At 45.7% G+C, this 15,541-nt stretch carries 17 protein-coding genes; 7 read left to right on the forward strand and 10 right to left on the reverse strand.

The window, feature by feature from the left end; all coding sequences use genetic code 11:
• Positions 1 to 191: 191 nt before the first annotated feature.
• Positions 192 to 1,034, reverse strand: a complete 843-nt coding sequence (locus tag IQ263_RS08520; RefSeq protein WP_194067050.1) for an SH3 domain-containing protein — start codon at positions 1,032 to 1,034, stop codon at positions 192 to 194.
• A gap of 241 nt (positions 1,035 to 1,275) precedes the next feature.
• On the opposite strand from IQ263_RS08520, the gene IQ263_RS08525 reads away from it, so the two are divergent.
• Both IQ263_RS08525 and IQ263_RS08530 read left to right on the forward strand, forming a co-directional pair.
• The gene (locus tag IQ263_RS08525) at positions 1,276 to 2,643 is read left to right on the forward strand and encodes an NACHT domain-containing protein (protein WP_194067051.1); all 1,368 of its coding nucleotides are present in this window, start codon (positions 1,276 to 1,278) and stop codon (positions 2,641 to 2,643) included.
• Between the two features lie 174 nt (positions 2,644 to 2,817).
• Positions 2,818 to 3,099, forward strand: a complete 282-nt coding sequence (locus IQ263_RS08530) for a type II toxin-antitoxin system HicB family antitoxin (RefSeq protein ID WP_228049896.1) — start codon at positions 2,818 to 2,820, stop codon at positions 3,097 to 3,099.
• An 86-nt stretch (positions 3,100 to 3,185) separates the two neighbouring features.
• On the opposite strand, the gene IQ263_RS08535 is transcribed toward IQ263_RS08530, so the two are convergent.
• Both IQ263_RS08535 and IQ263_RS29250 read right to left on the reverse strand, forming a co-directional pair.
• A complete protein-coding gene (locus IQ263_RS08535; protein WP_194067052.1) occupies positions 3,186 to 3,761 on the reverse strand; it encodes a Uma2 family endonuclease in 576 nt (191 codons plus the stop codon).
• Positions 3,762 to 3,804: 43 nt separating this feature from the next.
• A complete protein-coding gene (locus IQ263_RS29250) occupies positions 3,805 to 3,939 on the reverse strand; it encodes a hypothetical protein (protein ID WP_255515840.1) in 135 nt (44 codons plus the stop codon).
• Between the two features lie 13 nt (positions 3,940 to 3,952).
• On the opposite strand from IQ263_RS29250, the gene IQ263_RS08540 reads away from it, so the two are divergent.
• Both IQ263_RS08540 and secD read left to right on the forward strand, forming a co-directional pair.
• Positions 3,953 to 4,936: an alpha-ketoacid dehydrogenase subunit beta gene (locus tag IQ263_RS08540; protein WP_194010298.1), complete on the forward strand. Its 984-nt coding sequence runs from the start codon at positions 3,953 to 3,955 to the stop codon at positions 4,934 to 4,936.
• A gap of 133 nt (positions 4,937 to 5,069) precedes the next feature.
• Positions 5,070 to 6,461 (forward strand): protein translocase subunit SecD, encoded by a 1,392-nt coding sequence (gene secD / locus IQ263_RS08545; RefSeq protein ID WP_194067053.1) that lies wholly within the window; start codon positions 5,070 to 5,072, stop codon positions 6,459 to 6,461.
• A 3-nt stretch (positions 6,462 to 6,464) separates the two neighbouring features.
• Here the strand turns inward: secD and IQ263_RS08550 are convergent, their stop codons facing one another.
• Complete coding sequence (locus tag IQ263_RS08550; RefSeq protein WP_194067054.1) at positions 6,465 to 6,653, reverse strand: hypothetical protein; 189 nt, start codon at positions 6,651 to 6,653, stop codon at positions 6,465 to 6,467.
• Positions 6,654 to 6,730: 77 nt separating this feature from the next.
• Here IQ263_RS08550 and secF point away from each other — a divergent pair, with 77 nt between their 5' ends.
• The gene (secF, locus tag IQ263_RS08555) at positions 6,731 to 7,699 is read left to right on the forward strand and encodes a protein translocase subunit SecF (RefSeq protein WP_194067055.1); all 969 of its coding nucleotides are present in this window, start codon (positions 6,731 to 6,733) and stop codon (positions 7,697 to 7,699) included.
• Positions 7,700 to 7,755: 56 nt separating this feature from the next.
• Positions 7,756 to 8,142: a hypothetical protein gene (locus IQ263_RS08560; RefSeq protein WP_194067056.1), complete on the forward strand. Its 387-nt coding sequence runs from the start codon at positions 7,756 to 7,758 to the stop codon at positions 8,140 to 8,142.
• Positions 8,143 to 8,544: 402 nt separating this feature from the next.
• Here IQ263_RS08560 and IQ263_RS08565 read toward each other — a convergent pair whose 3' ends face one another.
• The 4 genes from IQ263_RS08565 to IQ263_RS08580 all read right to left on the reverse strand — a co-directional run bounded on the left by IQ263_RS08565 (position 8,545) and on the right by IQ263_RS08580 (position 12,255).
• The gene (locus tag IQ263_RS08565) at positions 8,545 to 10,092 is read right to left on the reverse strand and encodes a sensor histidine kinase (RefSeq protein ID WP_333194360.1); all 1,548 of its coding nucleotides are present in this window, start codon (positions 10,090 to 10,092) and stop codon (positions 8,545 to 8,547) included.
• Positions 10,093 to 10,681: 589 nt separating this feature from the next.
• Positions 10,682 to 11,728 carry a WD40 repeat domain-containing protein gene (locus IQ263_RS08570; protein ID WP_339384816.1) on the reverse strand — a complete coding sequence of 349 codons (1,047 nt, stop codon included), beginning with the start codon at positions 11,726 to 11,728 and terminating at the stop codon, positions 10,682 to 10,684.
• A 44-nt stretch (positions 11,729 to 11,772) separates the two neighbouring features.
• On the reverse strand, positions 11,773 to 11,943 hold the full coding sequence (locus IQ263_RS08575; protein ID WP_194067058.1) for a hypothetical protein: 171 nt from the start codon (positions 11,941 to 11,943) through the stop codon (positions 11,773 to 11,775).
• A 63-nt stretch (positions 11,944 to 12,006) separates the two neighbouring features.
• Positions 12,007 to 12,255, reverse strand: a complete 249-nt coding sequence (locus IQ263_RS08580) for a hypothetical protein (protein WP_194067059.1) — start codon at positions 12,253 to 12,255, stop codon at positions 12,007 to 12,009.
• Between the two features lie 696 nt (positions 12,256 to 12,951).
• Between IQ263_RS08580 and IQ263_RS08585 the strand changes: the two genes are divergently transcribed.
• A complete protein-coding gene (locus IQ263_RS08585; RefSeq protein WP_194067060.1) occupies positions 12,952 to 13,350 on the forward strand; it encodes a DUF4342 domain-containing protein in 399 nt (132 codons plus the stop codon).
• A gap of 87 nt (positions 13,351 to 13,437) precedes the next feature.
• Here IQ263_RS08585 and IQ263_RS08590 read toward each other — a convergent pair whose 3' ends face one another.
• Both IQ263_RS08590 and IQ263_RS08595 read right to left on the reverse strand, forming a co-directional pair.
• Entirely contained in the window at positions 13,438 to 14,823 is a 1,386-nt protein-coding gene (locus tag IQ263_RS08590; protein WP_194067061.1) for a hypothetical protein, read from the reverse strand.
• 415 nt (positions 14,824 to 15,238) lie between these two features.
• Complete coding sequence (locus tag IQ263_RS08595; protein ID WP_194067062.1) at positions 15,239 to 15,445, reverse strand: hypothetical protein; 207 nt, start codon at positions 15,443 to 15,445, stop codon at positions 15,239 to 15,241.
• Positions 15,446 to 15,541: the final 96 nt, after the last annotated feature.

Consider the following 15,541-nt stretch of genomic DNA (forward strand, 5'->3'; position numbering starts at 1 on the left):
CCGCGTTAACCTACATTAGAACTCTTGCAAAAATAGAGTGCACCCCACCCCAACCCTCCCCGAACTCGCGGGGAGGGAGTAAGAAATTCACAAATGATGCGAGGATTGCTATAGCAGACCCCAAAGAAGCGTCAAGAATCATAGTTCGACTACGCTCACTAACCACCCCACATGAAAGGGCGGTGAGTATGTCAACGCACTCGCACATAAAATTCGTATTCATATCCCCGGAAATTTGAGTCGAGTTGAAATGTGTAATTGGCAGTAACAGGGATTTTTCCAGTCCACTCTGTTTCATTGCCTGTATAATTATCTCCCGTCAAAGCTTTGCCATTAGAAGTCAGAATTAGTGGAAAAACACCTCTCCGATTCTTAACAGTCATTGTTTGATTCTTGGCGGCGCGAATCTGGTAAGAGTGACTGCCACCGCCGATAATTCGACCTTTAACAATGGCTTCATTTCCCCCAGGCAGAAAATTAATTTGCTGGTTCACATTCACACAACTGCTTTCGGTGCGATTTTTGGCAATCCAACCGGGTGGTTCGGTAATTCGCAGCCAACCGTTTTGTTCTTCGGCGACTGAAACAAAGGTATTATTTTTGAGTTTTCCTACTATTTTGCTGCCGTTGACTTGCGGGTGCGATCGCACATTTAGCGGTGGATTCGGATCGCTGACTACAGCCTGAGTAATTTTACACCCGGAATTGGGAGGTGTGACAACTACTGGCTCAACTTTTTGCGGAGAAACTGCGACGATTTGCGGTGGTTCAAGTGCGGGGCTTTGGGCTGGTTGAGATGGAGATGGGGGAGATGCCGCAGCCTGGGTTTCGGCTTGCAGGGGTTCTGGTTGCAGAGATTGGGGGTTGTTTGCCGGCAGCGCTGCAATGGGGTTTCTGGTTGCTGCTGGCGATTCTGCAACGGGATGAGGGGATTGTTTCATCGCGCCAGACTGTATAGTTGCAGCAGCGACTCCCACCGCTGTTGCAAGTCCTGCTAAGCTGACTGTGATGATTTGACTGTTGGTAAATGACATAATTGACCTCTCTGTATTTATACTAATAATTTTTGTTTCGGAGTTGGGGCGATCGCCAGTTTATTTATAGTGGAAATACTTAGTGCGAGCCGCTGAGTCAGGATTTTTATCTACCATTTCAGATGGATAATTGTCGCAATAATTTCCGTCAATATATACTGGATGCCTTTACTGATGGTAATCTTGCTTGTCATTTGCGCGCAAATCTGGCAAGGTAAGTGTTCAGCACGAGGTGTATAAAATGTCAAGATTGATTCCTCTGAGATTACAACCGCCCCGCGATCGATTGTTGGAGGAGGTGAAGCAGGAAGTTGTCGCCGCGATCGCGCAGTCTTTGCACGCTGCTGTGCTGGCTAACTTCAGCCCAGATTCGCAGCCTCTGGGTGCTAGCCGCTGTTGGGATGTGGAAGTCAAAGCCGGCAACCGTCCGAGTTTTCGCCTTCCTCCCAAAGCTAGCATTTCTAAAGTGTTCGATCGCAGCGGTGGCAAATTGGTCATTTTGGGAGCGACGGGTTCCGGCAAAACCACGACCCTGCTAGAATTGGCTCTGGTGTTAGTTTCCCGCGCCCAAAAAGATGCTAGTTTGCCTCTACCAGTGTTGTTTGAACTCGGATCGTGGAAAGCCGAATCCGGGGCGATCGCCGATTGGTTAATTGCTCAACTTCAGTACAAATACGGCATCTCTCCCGCTACGGGCAAAAAATGGATCGCCGAACAAAAATTGTTGCCTCTCCTCGACGGCTTGGACGAAGTAGAAAGCCAGCGCCAAAACTTGTGCATTCAAGCAATCAATCAGTTTCTTGAAAGCGAAATTAAACCAAAACATTTAGTAGCTTGCAGCAGTTTTGAAGTATACAAAAACTGCCAAACTAGATTCAAACTCCAAGCAGCAGTTTTGCTAAAACCTCTGACAGAAATTCAAATTAAAAATTATCTGCAAGCAGCCAGAAGCCGCGAACTTTGGTACAGCATCGAGAAGGAACCAGAATTGTTGAAACTGGCAAAAGTTCCCTTATTATTGAGCATGATGGCTCTGGCTTATGACGATATTTTAATCGAAGCTTGGAAGCGCATAAGTTCAGCAGAAGAACAGCGCAAATATCTGTTAACTGCCTATATTCGCCACCAAATTAGCCGCGAAGTCAAGCAGTATCCGAGAAACAAGGAATTGCGGCCCGAACAAATTCGCCACTGGCTGGGATGGTTGGCCAGAAGGATGGAACAGCAAGGACTTCAAGAATTTTACCTCGATCGCATACCGTCTAGCTGGCTGCAAACAGGCGAGGAACGGCGCAAGTATCAGTTTGGAGTTAAGTTGCTTGGCGGGCTGATTTGGGTGATTTTGGGATTAATTTTCACCCTAGTCTCCGGGTCTATTTGGGGATTAATTGCGGGTGCTGTTGTGGCGGTAATTAGTGCTTTCTTACCGGGAATTCCGGGGATTGAAAGTTTTATTTTGCACCTTGTACTGTGGTCTAGCGGTCATATTCCTTGGGATTACCAGCGTTTTTTGGATGCTGCGGGCGATCGGCTGTTGCTGCAAAAAACGGGCGATCGGCGCTATCGATTTATTCACGATTTGTTGCAAAAACATTTTGCTGAAATCTAAATCCAGGAGCTTGACAAAATCCCCTACTTGTGATAAAAAATGGTAGATTTTTAGGTAGGAATTGGCAAATTGTTGAAGACAGCTATTAGATCAGAAAAATAATATAATAAATGTAACTGCGGAGGTCATCTAAATACCCAATAACCAAATATTCGCCAAGCGAAAGGAAACTCAATGACTGTAAAATTCATTCTGAGCGAATACGTTGACAAAGCAATGGACGAGGCGAGCTATGACAAACTTGAAGATAATAGTTTTGTCGGTAAAATTACTGTTTGTAAAGGAGTCATCGCCTTTGGTTCAACTTTAAAGGAGTGTCAAAATGAGTTACGATCGACTTTGGAAGACTGGATTTTGCTGGGGTTAAAATTGCGACACCGTTTGCCAGAAAACTGGGCGATTGAAACCGCTTCTACACAAACACTCACGCGCCGACGCGGGTTGAAGAGTACCTAGTAAAAATGCGTTACTTTCTTCATTCCGCGGAGGCGGAATTCGTTTTTATAGACGCGGTTTCAACCGCCGTCTTATCTTATTGGATTCTAAGACAATTTTGGTGGTATTTTTGCCATCTGAAATAGCTGTTCCGCAGTAAATTCTAATCCCTCAAAAAGTGGATCTTTTAACAGTGTATCTCCCAGATAAGTCTGCGGTGCTGCATCGGGATAAAAAACTGTAATACTTCTAGCCTTACTATCTACTACCCAAACCCGCAACACCTTAGCATCTAAATAATTTCTCGCTTTAGCTGCTAACTGACCGAAAGTTTGTTCGGGTGAAATAATTTCTATGACTAATTCTGGGACAACAGGACAGGCTTCATCTTGATTCCAGTCAGGAGATAAGCGTTCGTAAGAAACATATAAAAGGTCTGGGACTGGAACCCAGTCTCGCCCCAGCCTGGTTAATTTTACCGCCCATTCTACACCAATTTCTCCCCGTTCTTCACCCCACTGTTCGAGAATTTTGATGAGGCTTCTGGTGAGGCGAGAATGAAATTTTTTGGGTGACATCTTCGGTACTGCTTGATTGTCAATAAGTTCGTAGGTAATATCGCCTTCTCCTTCGGGGAGAGCGAAAAACTCTTCCACAGTTAGTTCAGTTTTTGTCTGGAGCATGGTATTTTTCTGCTATGGGCAGGCAAGTTAGTAGTATTTTAACTTAAATATTGATTGACATAATACAAATGTTATGATATATGTTGGCAAAATCTCCAGTCTTAACTGTCAAATGTACGATCGCATCCTCATCCGCACCCCAAAAGGTTAAGATTCTAATCTGACCTCCTGCAATCATTGCTTCACCTCCTATGGCAGAAACCTTATTGTTCAACGCCCTCCGCGAGGCGTTAGACGAAGAAATGGCCCGCGACTCCTCCGTATTCGTACTCGGCGAAGACGTAGGCCAATACGGTGGTTCCTATAAAGTCACCAAAGACCTCTACGAGAAATACGGCGAACTCCGAGTGCTCGACACCCCGATCGCCGAAAATAGCTTTACAGGCATGGCAGTAGGCGCGGCAATGACCGGATTGCGGCCGGTCATCGAAGGCATGAACATGGGCTTTTTGCTGCTGGCGTTCAACCAAATATCCAACAACGCCGGAATGCTGCGCTACACCTCCGGCGGCAACTTCAAAATGCCGATGGTGATTCGGGGCCCCGGCGGCGTGGGCCGGCAACTCGGCGCGGAACACTCCCAGCGTCTAGAAGCATATTTCCAAGCAGTACCGGGTTTGAAAATAGTCGCCTGTTCGACTCCCTACAACGCCAAAGGACTCTTAAAATCAGCCATCCGCGACGATAACCCCGTTCTGTTCTTCGAGCACGTCCTGCTGTACAACCTCAAGGAAAATTTGCCAGAAACAGAATATTTAGTGCCGTTAGACAAAGCGGAAATTGTGCGATCGGGCAAAGATGTCACCATCTTGACATATTCCAGAATGCGGCACCACGTCCTGCAAGCCCTGCCCGCACTGCTAAAAGAAGGTTACGATCCCGAAGTAATCGACCTAATTTCTCTCAAACCCCTGGATATGGAGACAATTGGCGAATCCATTCGCAAAACCCACAAAGTAATTATTGTGGAAGAATGTATGAAAACCGGAGGCATCGGTGCCGAACTAATTGCTTCGATTAGCGATCGATTTTTTGACGAACTCGACGCACCAGTTTTGCGCCTGTCTTCGCAAGATATTCCCACACCTTACAACGGTAATTTGGAAAGACTGACAATTGTCCAGCCAAACCAAATTGTCGAAGCCGTCCAAAAAATGGTAGCTTTGCGAGTATAAATAGTTATTGGTAATTTGTAATTTGTTGTTGGTTATTTGTTATTTGAAAACCGAAAAAAACTCGGGACGAACCAATAACCAATAACCAATAACCAATAACCAATAACCAATAACCAATAACCAATAATTAAATATGCAAAAACAACGTTCAGTATTAGCCCTAATTTTTGTTTTGATCGTGGCAGCCATTACTGTAATAGTAACAATTCCGACGCGGCTGGGATTAGACTTGCAAGGAGGGTCGCAACTCACAATTCAGGTAAAAACTACCCCCACAATTCCCAAAATTGACCCGGGAATGTTAGAAGCAGTGCGACGGATTGTCGAAAACCGCGTCAACGGTTTGGGCGTTTCCGAAGCATTAGTGCAAACAGTAGGAGAAGACCAAATTCTCGTACAGTTACCCGGAGTAAATGACCCGCAGCAAGCAGAACGAGTTTTGGGTGGCACCGCCAAGCTAGACTTTCGGGAACAACTGCCGGGAACAGAAGCGCAATTAGGCATTGAAAGGCAGTTGCAGCAAGAATTGCTGGCAAAGCAAAAAGAATTGAGAAACAGCAAAAATGAGGCGGCAATTAAAGAAAATCAGGCTGCTTTGAAAAGAAGCAATGAGGCGATCGCCAAACTCTACAAAAGTAGCGGACTCGGCGGCGAAAACCTCAAAGATGCTCAAGCTCAACCCACTGGTAACGAGTGGAATGTCGCTCTCCGTTTCGATACTAAAGGAGGCGAATTATTTGGGGAACTCACTAAAAATTTAGCAGGAACCGGACGGACTCTCGGCATTTTTCTAGACGAAAGAATGATCAGTTCTCCTGTCGTAGGTGTTGAATTTGCCCAAACAGGAATTACTGGCGGCAATGCCGTAATTCAAGGTCGGTTTACAGCGCAAGAAGCGAATGATTTAGGAGTGCAATTGCGGGGCGGTGCTTTACCTGTGCCGGTGGAAATTGTCGAAAACCGCACCATCGGTGCCAGCTTGGGACGAGATAGCATTCAAAGCAGTATTAATGCGGGTATCGGCGGCTTAATTTTAGTCTTGATGTTCATGGTTGCCTACTATCGACTACCAGGCGTAATTGCCAATATTGCTCTGTTAATTTATGCTTTGTTAACTTGGGCCGCTTTTGTGCTGTTGGGGGTGACATTAACCCTGCCTGGAATTGCTGGTTTTGTACTCAGCATCGGGATGGCGGTAGATGCTAACGTGCTGATTTTTGAGCGCACCCGCGAAGAGTTGCGGGCGGGGAAGACGCTTTATCGATCGGTCGAATCCGGTTTTTACCGCGCTTTTTCCAGCATTTTAGACGGTAACGTAACTACGCTGATTGCTTGTGCTGCTTTGTTCTGGTTGGGCGCTGGTTTAGTCAAAGGGTTTGCTGTAACGCTGGCCTTGGGCGTGGTAGTGAGTATGTTTACTGCTATTACTTGCAGCCGCACTCTAATGTTGGTAGTGTTGGGCTTTCCGGGATTGCGCAAACCCGAGTGGTTTTGTCCCAATTTGCAAAAAGCTGCTAATAGTTAACTGTTAACTGTTGGCAGGAAAGCAGGAAAGCAGTTGACAGGAAAGCAGGAAAGCAGTTGACAGTTGACAGTTGACTTCTTCCTTCTTCCTTCTTCCGACGGACATCGGACTTACATCCGTTACATCCGTTACATCCCGTACATTGCTCGTTGCCGAACTTCTTTCTTCCTTCCTCCTTCTTCCGACGGACATCGGACTTACATCCGTTACATCCGTTACATTGCTCGTTGCCGAACTTCCTTCTTCCCTCTTCCTTCTGACTTCAAATTATGCAATTCAGTGTTATCAAACAGCGATCGCTCTGGTGGAGTATTTCCGCCGCGATCATCCTTGCAGGTATAGTATCGATGGCGATTTCTTGGACTCGTCCCGACATCCGCGCACCCCTGCGCCCCAGTTTGGACTTTATCGGCGGCACTCGCCTGCAATTTGAACTCGACTGCACGAAACCGGAAAATTGTAAACCCATCGATCTCGCTGCTGTCCGCCAAGTCCTCGATACCCAAGGTTTAGCTGGTAGCAGCATTCAAGTTATCGGCAAAGAACAGCGCGGTTTGTCGCTGCGCACGAAAACTTTGAATGTCGAACAGCGGACTAAGTTGCAAGCAGCTTTGAGCGAGAAAATCGGCGCTTTTGCTCCTCAATCTATTCAAATTGATACGGTTGGGCCCACCCTCGGCAAACAGTTGTTTAGTTCTGGTTTGCTGGCTATATTCCTTTCCTTTGCTGGCATTACTGTTTATCTAACGTTCCGATTTCAGTTAGATTATGCCTTTTTTGCTTTCGTTGCTCTCTTTCACGACGTATTTATTACTGTCGGCATTTTCTCAATATTGGGTTTAGTTCTGGGAGTGGAAGTTGACAGTTTATTTGTGGTCGCTGTCTTGACAATTATCGGTTTTTCTGTTAACGATACAGTAGTAATTTACGATCGCGTGCGGGAAGTAATTAAGCTAAATCCCGGACTGTCGATCGATCAAATTGTCGATGATGCGGTCATGCAAACCCTGGGAAGGTCAATCAACACCACCCTGACAACCCTGCTGACATTGTTTTCAATATTTTTGTTTGGGGGCGAAACCCTCAAATACTTTGCTTTAGCTTTGATTGTCGGTTTTATTGCGGGTGCGTATTCGAGTATTTTCATTGCCAGCACGCTGCTAGCTTGGTGGCGCACTCGCACGGGCAACTCCATCCCCCTCCCCGCAGAAGGAATCAACCCATCAGAAGAAGTTTAGTTAACTGTTAACTGTTGACTGTTGACTGTTGACTGTTGACTAATAACTAATAACTAATGACTAATGAAAGCGATACAAATTTTCAAAGAGAAGTCCAAAGGCTTCACAAACTAACAGTTTACGGCCGCTGGTTAACTGTGATATTGCTATGGATTAGCGTCGGTTCTTTCAGCATTTGGAGTTTGCGTCGCGAAATCGGTTTGTGGTTAGAACACTTCACTTGGGCTGCGGTGTACTACGGTTTATACTTTCACCGCTGGCCGACTCTCGGCCTCGGTTTGTGCTTAGGAATGACTTTAGCAGTGATAACTTGGCAAACTCGCAATGCGTTGCGAGGATTGCCCCTGCAGGAAAAACAGGGTTTAGAAAAACAAGTGCGCCGCATCCGCCAACAGGGGCCGAGTCATATTTTGTGGAAGTGGGTTTGCAAAAATTCGCAGTAGGCGGCGGGCTTGATTTTTTAGTCTCAAGCAAGAGAAACGAAAGTTTGACAAGAAGCGGTTTAAACTGCCGAATCCCTAACTTTTATTGCTTCTTCCGACGGACATCGGACTGATGACGTTGGACAGAAAGCTCGGGGGAACAGCACCAATGACTAATAACTAATGACTAACAACTAACAACTAACAATTAACAACTAACAAATGAGGGCGGCCACGCACCATCCACCGCCCCTACCAACTAACAACTAACAAATAACAATTAACAATTAACAACTAAGAGGGCGGGCACCCAACTAACAACTAACAACTAACAACTAACAACTAACAACTAATGACTAATGACTAATGACTAATGACTAACAACTAACAACTAATGACTAATGACTAATGACTTCTTCTGTATCAAGCAAAGCGAGGCAAAATCTGTGCTGGCGAAGACTGTAGAAGCGGAATCTCGATCGCAAATTCGGTTCCTTTTCCCGGTTCCGAAACGCACTTCAATTCGCCGCCGTGTTGGTTGACAACAACTTCATAGCTAATCGATAGTCCCAAACCAGTTCCTTTACCGACCGGCTTCGTAGTAAAGAAAGGGTCAAACAACCGCTTCCGAACAGCTTCTGTCATTCCCGGGCCGTTGTCAAAAATTCTAATTATTACCTTTTTTTCCTCGGTTAATTCCGTGCATATCCGAATAGTAGGAGTTAGGTAAGTAGAGTTATTAATTGAGGATGTAGTGTTTGTTTTGTAATGACTTGGCTCGCATACTTGCGAAGAGTGATGGCTTTTTTTTTCAAAATTTTCGTGTTTGTTACACTCAACTATAGCGTAAATAGCATTAACTAAAATATTCATAAATACCTGATTTAGCTGTCCGGGATAGCACTGCACCAGCGGCAAATCGCTGTATTCTTTATGAATGGCGATCGCCTCCTGGCCCGGTTTGCCTTTAAGCTGGCTTTGCAAAAGCATAATCGTGTTGTTGATACCGTCGTGAATGTTGACCAGCTTCATTTCGGCCTCGTCTAACCGGCAAAAATTCCGCAGCGACAAAACGATATCGCGCACTCTTTCTGCACCTTGCTGCATGGAATTTAATACTTTCGGCAAATCTTCCAGCAAATAATCGAGTTCGATTTTTGCTGATTCCGCTTCAATGGCTGGGATGGATTCGGAACTGTGCTGCTGGTAGAGATAAAGCATCCGTATTAAACATTCAGTATACTCTTTCGCGTGGTGTACATTGCTGTATATAAAGCCGATCGGATTGTTGATTTCGTGAGCTACTCCTGCTACCAACTGCCCCAAAGAAGACATTTTTTCTGTTTGAATTAGTTGAGTTTGAGTGCGCTGAAGTTCCAGCAGAGCAAGTTCGAGCTGTTGGGCTTGATGCCTTAATTGTGCTTGGGATTCGCGCATCGCTACGGTTGCTAACTCGTGAATTTGCAACTGAGAAAGCAGCAATTCGTGCACGTCTAAAAGTTTGTAATTTTCCGGCTCTACCTGCACTACAATGGGTTCGTGGATTAGTTGTGGCGATCGCTCCAAAGACTGCCGCACTGCCGTCATAATTGAGGTTTCGCGATCGAGAACCAACATATCAGTTTTAGTAAAGCGGTAGAGTATCAACAAAGGCTGTTGAGAAAATAACTCCAAACTGTAGGGGCGGCTCATATGTTCAAAAAAACGCCGGCGCGAAATCATCCCTATAAACTTTCCTTGCTGAGTGATGATAATGCCGGGAAGTAAAGGGTTTGCTTGAAAAATTTGAGAAACTTCGTCACCCACACAGTCAGACTCTAGAAGAAAATCGTACAGAGTTAATTCTTGTAGAGTCGATCGCAAACCAAGCGGCGATTTAAGGGGACTCAACCCGTCAGTTTCATACACTGCTCCCTCCTTTGGTAATTGGCAGTTGTGGTTGGCTGCTGGAGTATTGCGTACTATTTGCACTGCATTTTATACTCTTTTTATAGTTGGGCAATCAACTCTACTCGGCTCGATCGCATATAGTTAATTCAGCAAGATTTTTTTTTTGCTTAAATCGCCCTAATTTCACCCGAAACGATATTGCAGGTTAGATTAATTTAACAGCAGACACCCCTTTGAAACCTGACTGTAGCAATTCTAAATCAATTTAAATAAGTGTTTCCCAGGAAGAGCCAGAGAACTGATGTCACTCGCTGCATTGCCTCGGGACGCAATTGGGTAGGCTTTTCCTCGCTCCAGAAGCGTTACTTTCGCTCGAACTGGTAACGAGTAGTCCTACAAATCCTGCAAGGATTACTATATTTAGTAAATTTCATCTATCCAAGATTCGACTAACCAGAATATAGCAGTTATAACTACCTTTAATTTTTCATATAGTTAAAGGTAGTTCAGATTGATAGACATCCGCGACCCGATCCCGAAAATTGCCTATTACCCCTTACTGAAAATTATATGACAATCAGACAAGAGTAGCGACAAATCGAGAGCCGATCGCCCGCCGTGACAATTCAAGTAAAACCCGTTGCGGAGAATTGCCAAGAAATATCAACAGTCATTTGGTTTCGCACAAATGCCGATCGCTCTCAACACCGGGATTGTATCGCAGGTAGTCTTCCAGCCAGCCACAGCCGACTGCGACCAATTTGTCAAGTTCCACAGATTCTACTTTAGCAGGCTCAAGAGTCCAAAGCTTCACCGACGCACCTTTGCCGGCAGATGCTAAAGTTGTGCGATCGCCACGAAAACTCACACTCCATACATCCGCTCGATTTCCCTGAAAAATCTGCAGCAAAGTACCATCTCGCCGCCAAACTCTCACATTACCGTCCGTGCTGCCCCCTGCGATCGACTTGCTGTCGGCGCTCCAAGCAACAGATCCCCAACCTGCGGTAGAATCGGCTATAGTTTGGAGCAACTTGCCATCGGTGTTCCAGAGTTTCACAGTCCAATCGTGACTCGCCGAAGCAATCATCTCGCCGTCGGGAGAAAAATTGCAGCCCCAAACTTCAACTCCAGGTCCCAAAAGAGTTTTCTTAACTCGAAACTCTGTTTTCCCGCTGCGTTTCCAAAGTTTCACAGTTCGATCCTGACTGGTGGAAACCAAAAGATTGCCGTCGGGACTGAACCTGACTGATGTTACCGGTCTAGTATGTCCTGTTAAAGTCTGCAGCAAAACGCCGCCTGCACTCCAAATCTTAACAGTGCGATCGGAACTTGCACTAGCAATTAGCTGAGAATCAGGACTAAAACTCGCACTCCAAACTAAATCTTCACGTCCTTTCAAAATTTGCTGCAAAGTTCCGTATCTGCGCCAAATTCTGACAGTTTTATCAAAACTTGTAGAAGCAATTAACTGACTGTCTGGACTGAAAACCACCTCAGTAATTGACTTGCTGTGTCCCGGCAAACTCAAAATTAACTTACCGTTCGGCTGAAAAACTTTCACCATAAAATTGTCACTCGCACTCGCAATCAACTTGCCATCCTGGCTGAAATCAACCCTGTGTCCGTTAAAAAAATGATTGCGTTCTCGGACTGCAGTGAACGTTGGGTGCAGTATATTAACCGTATCTGTTTTTAGCGCTGGAGAAACTTCTATTTACGGCAATTTTTTGGCGCTGCTGACGGCTGCGATTAAAGCTCCTAGCTGGAGAAGTTGAGGGAGAAGTTGAGGGAGAGAATGCTGTCAATTTCGTCGATAAAAATGACGCTCGGACGATCGCTCGCAGGAAGCAATACTTGTTCGATAAATTCATTTAATCGGAGGACTGGCGGCAAATGTTCTCGCTCGCGCCACCAATTCCTGACATTCATTTTTATTTTTAAGCTGTGGGCGAGAGTAGCTGTAAAGCCCGCATACCACTGGAGGGGAGTTATTTAGGCGGTGCCAATTCCCGTGATGTCAACAAGTGAGCAGGCGGTATTTTCGGCTTGCAAGCGGCGTGCTGTTTGCACCCGCAAACTCGATTTTCCCATTTGCCGCCCGGTGAGCGCGTAGCAAAATTCGCCTGCTTTTAATGCGTCGTAAAGTTCGCGATCTGCCGCTCTGGTGACGTAGGTAGGAGCATTCGCCGGCCAACTTCCGCCAACTTGATATTCAAATTCTGTAGCTGTCAAATCGGACAAGGCCAATAAAGGGGAAGCAGAAGCAATTAATTGTATTTTACCTAACTTTTCCTCAAGTTCAACTTCTCTTTGAGGAATTTGATTTTGTTGGGATAATCGGGCGGTGATAATTACTTCTTTTTTCCCTTGATTTTAGGCAATTCTCATGAGAAACTCTAAGATATTCATGGGATGAATGTCTGGGGGCTGGGTTTTGTTTGGTATCGCCCGCTTGTTAGAGAGAAAGGACATTTGAGGAAAGTAAGCGAGGGTTTCCATGTGCGGTTTGCCAAACGAGATGTGTTAAGTATATAAACGGTGGGGCGATCGCACTTTCAGTACAATGTCACTATTTCAACCTGTACATCCGCTGACTCTCTAATTCTGAGTGGGTGAATATCTCTACAATCCTTTGGCTGTCTGGGTTAGAAGTGTTTTAATGTAGGGGCGCGCCGGCCGGCAATCTGCAGACAGTTAGCGTATTGGCACAAGCCAAGGGGAACGGAGGAGAGTTTGTTGCTTGTTGCTTTTTCCTCTCGGCAGAATCGAGCCACCGGAAGACGGATTTTGGGCGATCGCCCTCAAAGATGAAGAGAAAAAATAGAGCCAGCCGCAGCAATATCAACCAAAAGAATGATTCACAGACAAAAAGTTGCGTGTTATCTTTACTAGATACTTCATATACAAAAATAATTTTACCTAAAAGGAGAGCAAAAAATGGAAACACCTACAGATCGCATACAAGAACCGGTGGGGACAAGAGAACTCGAATCAACACCTGTCTCTAAAACAGTTTCGGCGCAAAAAGTGGCTGAGGTTAACTTTGAAACGACTCCTTTAGAAACACCTGCTTATGCTCAGCAGAAAGTTACCGTCGAAGAGTTGAAGATTAACGGCAACGATTTGGTTGCTAAGGTTAAAGAACTGATTCACGAAGGCAATATCCGCCGCATCATTATCAAAAATGAAGAAGGACGGATTTTGGTAGAAGTCCCTCTGACGGTGGGAGTAGTCGGCGGAGTTATCGGTGCGGCTTTGTTTCCTGTGATTGCAGCAGTAGGTGCGATCGGTGCATTAGTCGCTCACTTGACTATCATCATTGAAAGAACGGATTAAAAAAAATCAGCGGTGAGAAGACCGGGCGGTTTCAACCGCCGTCTTCCTTTGATAAAATTTGGTTGAGGCCGCCGTCTGATCTATACCCTAAGAAACAGCTTGGTGAGCTAGCTTAACTTTCCCTAAAGCCATCTTCCTGCTGTCAAAGAGTTTCATAACTCCCGAAGAAATGGTGTCGATGACATCAGGAGCGCAGTAAGACAGAAACTCTTCCGACGTAATACGCTCTGCAAAAAAATCTTGAGCTTTCTTCAGGAAGTTTTCAGTTTCAGCAAAGCCGATAGATTTGATAATAAAGGTAGCTACGGGGGAGTTTTTAATATCATAGGGAGATTCTTGATTGCGTCCTATTGCTAACAAATCTAAAACCTCTTTTTCTAACTGACTTTCTAAGGGGTAGGCGATTTGTCGGCTGGGCAAATAATCCTCTAGAACCGATGTTTTAAATCCGGGTGCGCGAAGTTCTCCCATCATGGTTGAAAGGGGAATGTCGCGGCCCAAACGGTAGGAAAGAGCTTCTAAGATGGCGATGGTAATTAGTTTGATTCCGAGATAAAGTTTGGCAGCGGCGATATTTTTTCGTGTTTGGGCGATCGTGTAAGCGTAGGTTTCATCGTCCGGTTCTTGCATAAACTGCTGGAAAACGAGTTCGGGTTTGAGGAAGTTTAAAAATCCTTCCATTTTTTGCAGAGACCTGCGATATCCGGCAACAGTATAGGAATTGACATTGCTCAATTCGTGGTTGGTTTCCGGCATTAAGTTCCAGGTATTGTCTAAGAAGTTAGAGGAATTTGGAGAGGCAAAATTCTCTACATCCCGATTTGCTAACCTCACAGAACGCTTGACAATTTCGACAGTTTCGGCATCAGTCCATCCGAAATCAAAATCGCGATTTACAATTACCAACCGCTGGTGCAAAAGTTCGATCGCGCTGAAACCCAAGGGCGAAACCGGACGAAAAGGAATAGTAGCTTCGATGCAGGCGGAGATTTCGGCGATCGTACTAGCTGGCAAAAAAGGCTCTAAAGATTTGGCAGCAATCACGGCGCTCAAAAATTCGTTTTGGCCGCCAAAGGGCGAGAGAGCCTTACCGGGAAGGAACCCAAAGACACTGGCCACAAGCTGATACATGGTATCGTCGGGCAGTTCGGTTTCATCTTTAATAATTAACTGCGATCGCACTTCTTTGACAAAAGGACAAAGGGCGCTGCTAATATTGAAACTTACGCCCTGATCGACTTGCACGTACACGAGGTCGTGAAATAGCGCAGCCAGCACCTCTACCGGATCGACTGACCCCCCGACCTCAAAAATATGTTCCGACGTGTGAAAGTAGCGCCAAGGCCCTCTCATGGTTTGAATGATTAACTCAGCTATCTGTTCGAGCTTCGGAATGTCTGCTCGACCTCCCAATTGCTCGATCGACGTGACTAAGCAATCCAAACACCGTTTTTGTTCTCCCAAAAGCTCCATTTACGCACCTCCAGTGCATTCCCTGATTGTCTTGGACGCTTATTGCATGGTATCAAAACACGCTGCGATCGTGCCATTGCTTTTGGCTCAAAAATTTCAGCTCGCGGGAGAGAGTCCGAGTCCGAGAGAGTCCGAGGGGGAGAGTCCGAGAGTGCCAGGGGGATAGTCACAGAGGACAGGGGAAAGGGGGAAACAGGCGAATTAAAAAATTAAAGTTTGGCGGCGAATGACCAAGTATGGCGATCGGTATCATGAGTAACAGGAGATTCGATCGGTGAGTTAATAACCGCCAATTGGCGAAATCTCAAAAAAAATCAAATTTCTAATAGCAATTATCAAAACTCGTGCAACAGTATTGGTAGGGTTGGTCGTACAAAGACAGCTTTGCACCTCAGATTATTTCTATTCAATATTGCTACACAACAATTGTCGGATTTGTTTTCACCAGCCCGGAGAGCGCTGGTGCGGCTCTGTGAGATTGTCGATGGTGAGGGGAGGGATTGATAGCAAGGGACGCGCCCTGCAGGCTCAAAAAAATCGACTTTCCCTCCAAAAACTCCCCGATCGAGCGGCCGAGCAAAAACCAAGTTTTTAGCTTCCGGGCCCAGCGATCGATTTTCACCTTTTAGAGAGATGCAAAAAGTCGCCCGATCGCTACACTATTAACTAGGAACTCAGCAATTTGGGAGACTAGGCGGCGTGAAATTCGTGTCCGACC

This window comes from Tychonema sp. LEGE 06208, from assembly GCF_015207505.1.
Lineage (GTDB): Bacteria > Cyanobacteriota > Cyanobacteriia > Cyanobacteriales > Microcoleaceae > Microcoleus.

Bases quoted from the DNA above. Each gene is read 5' to 3' on its own strand.
- IQ263_RS08520 (WP_194067050.1), bottom strand. From the start codon at position 1,034: ATGTCATTTACCAACAGTCAAATCATCACAGTCAGCTTAGCAGGACTT.
- IQ263_RS08525 (WP_194067051.1), top strand. From the start codon at position 1,276: ATGTCAAGATTGATTCCTCTGAGATTACAACCGCCCCGCGATCGATTG.
- IQ263_RS08530 (WP_228049896.1), top strand. From the start codon at position 2,818: ATGACTGTAAAATTCATTCTGAGCGAATACGTTGACAAAGCAATGGAC.
- IQ263_RS08535 (WP_194067052.1), bottom strand. From the start codon at position 3,761: ATGCTCCAGACAAAAACTGAACTAACTGTGGAAGAGTTTTTCGCTCTC.
- IQ263_RS29250 (WP_255515840.1), bottom strand. From the start codon at position 3,939: ATGATTGCAGGAGGTCAGATTAGAATCTTAACCTTTTGGGGTGCGGAT.
- IQ263_RS08540 (WP_194010298.1), top strand. From the start codon at position 3,953: ATGGCAGAAACCTTATTGTTCAACGCCCTCCGCGAGGCGTTAGACGAA.
- secD (WP_194067053.1), top strand. From the start codon at position 5,070: ATGCAAAAACAACGTTCAGTATTAGCCCTAATTTTTGTTTTGATCGTG.
- IQ263_RS08550 (WP_194067054.1), bottom strand. From the start codon at position 6,653: ATGTCCGTCGGAAGAAGGAGGAAGGAAGAAAGAAGTTCGGCAACGAGC.
- secF (WP_194067055.1), top strand. From the start codon at position 6,731: ATGCAATTCAGTGTTATCAAACAGCGATCGCTCTGGTGGAGTATTTCC.
- IQ263_RS08560 (WP_194067056.1), top strand. From the start codon at position 7,756: ATGACTAATGAAAGCGATACAAATTTTCAAAGAGAAGTCCAAAGGCTT.
- IQ263_RS08575 (WP_194067058.1), bottom strand. From the start codon at position 11,943: ATGAATGTCAGGAATTGGTGGCGCGAGCGAGAACATTTGCCGCCAGTC.
- IQ263_RS08585 (WP_194067060.1), top strand. From the start codon at position 12,952: ATGGAAACACCTACAGATCGCATACAAGAACCGGTGGGGACAAGAGAA.
- IQ263_RS08590 (WP_194067061.1), bottom strand. From the start codon at position 14,823: ATGGAGCTTTTGGGAGAACAAAAACGGTGTTTGGATTGCTTAGTCACG.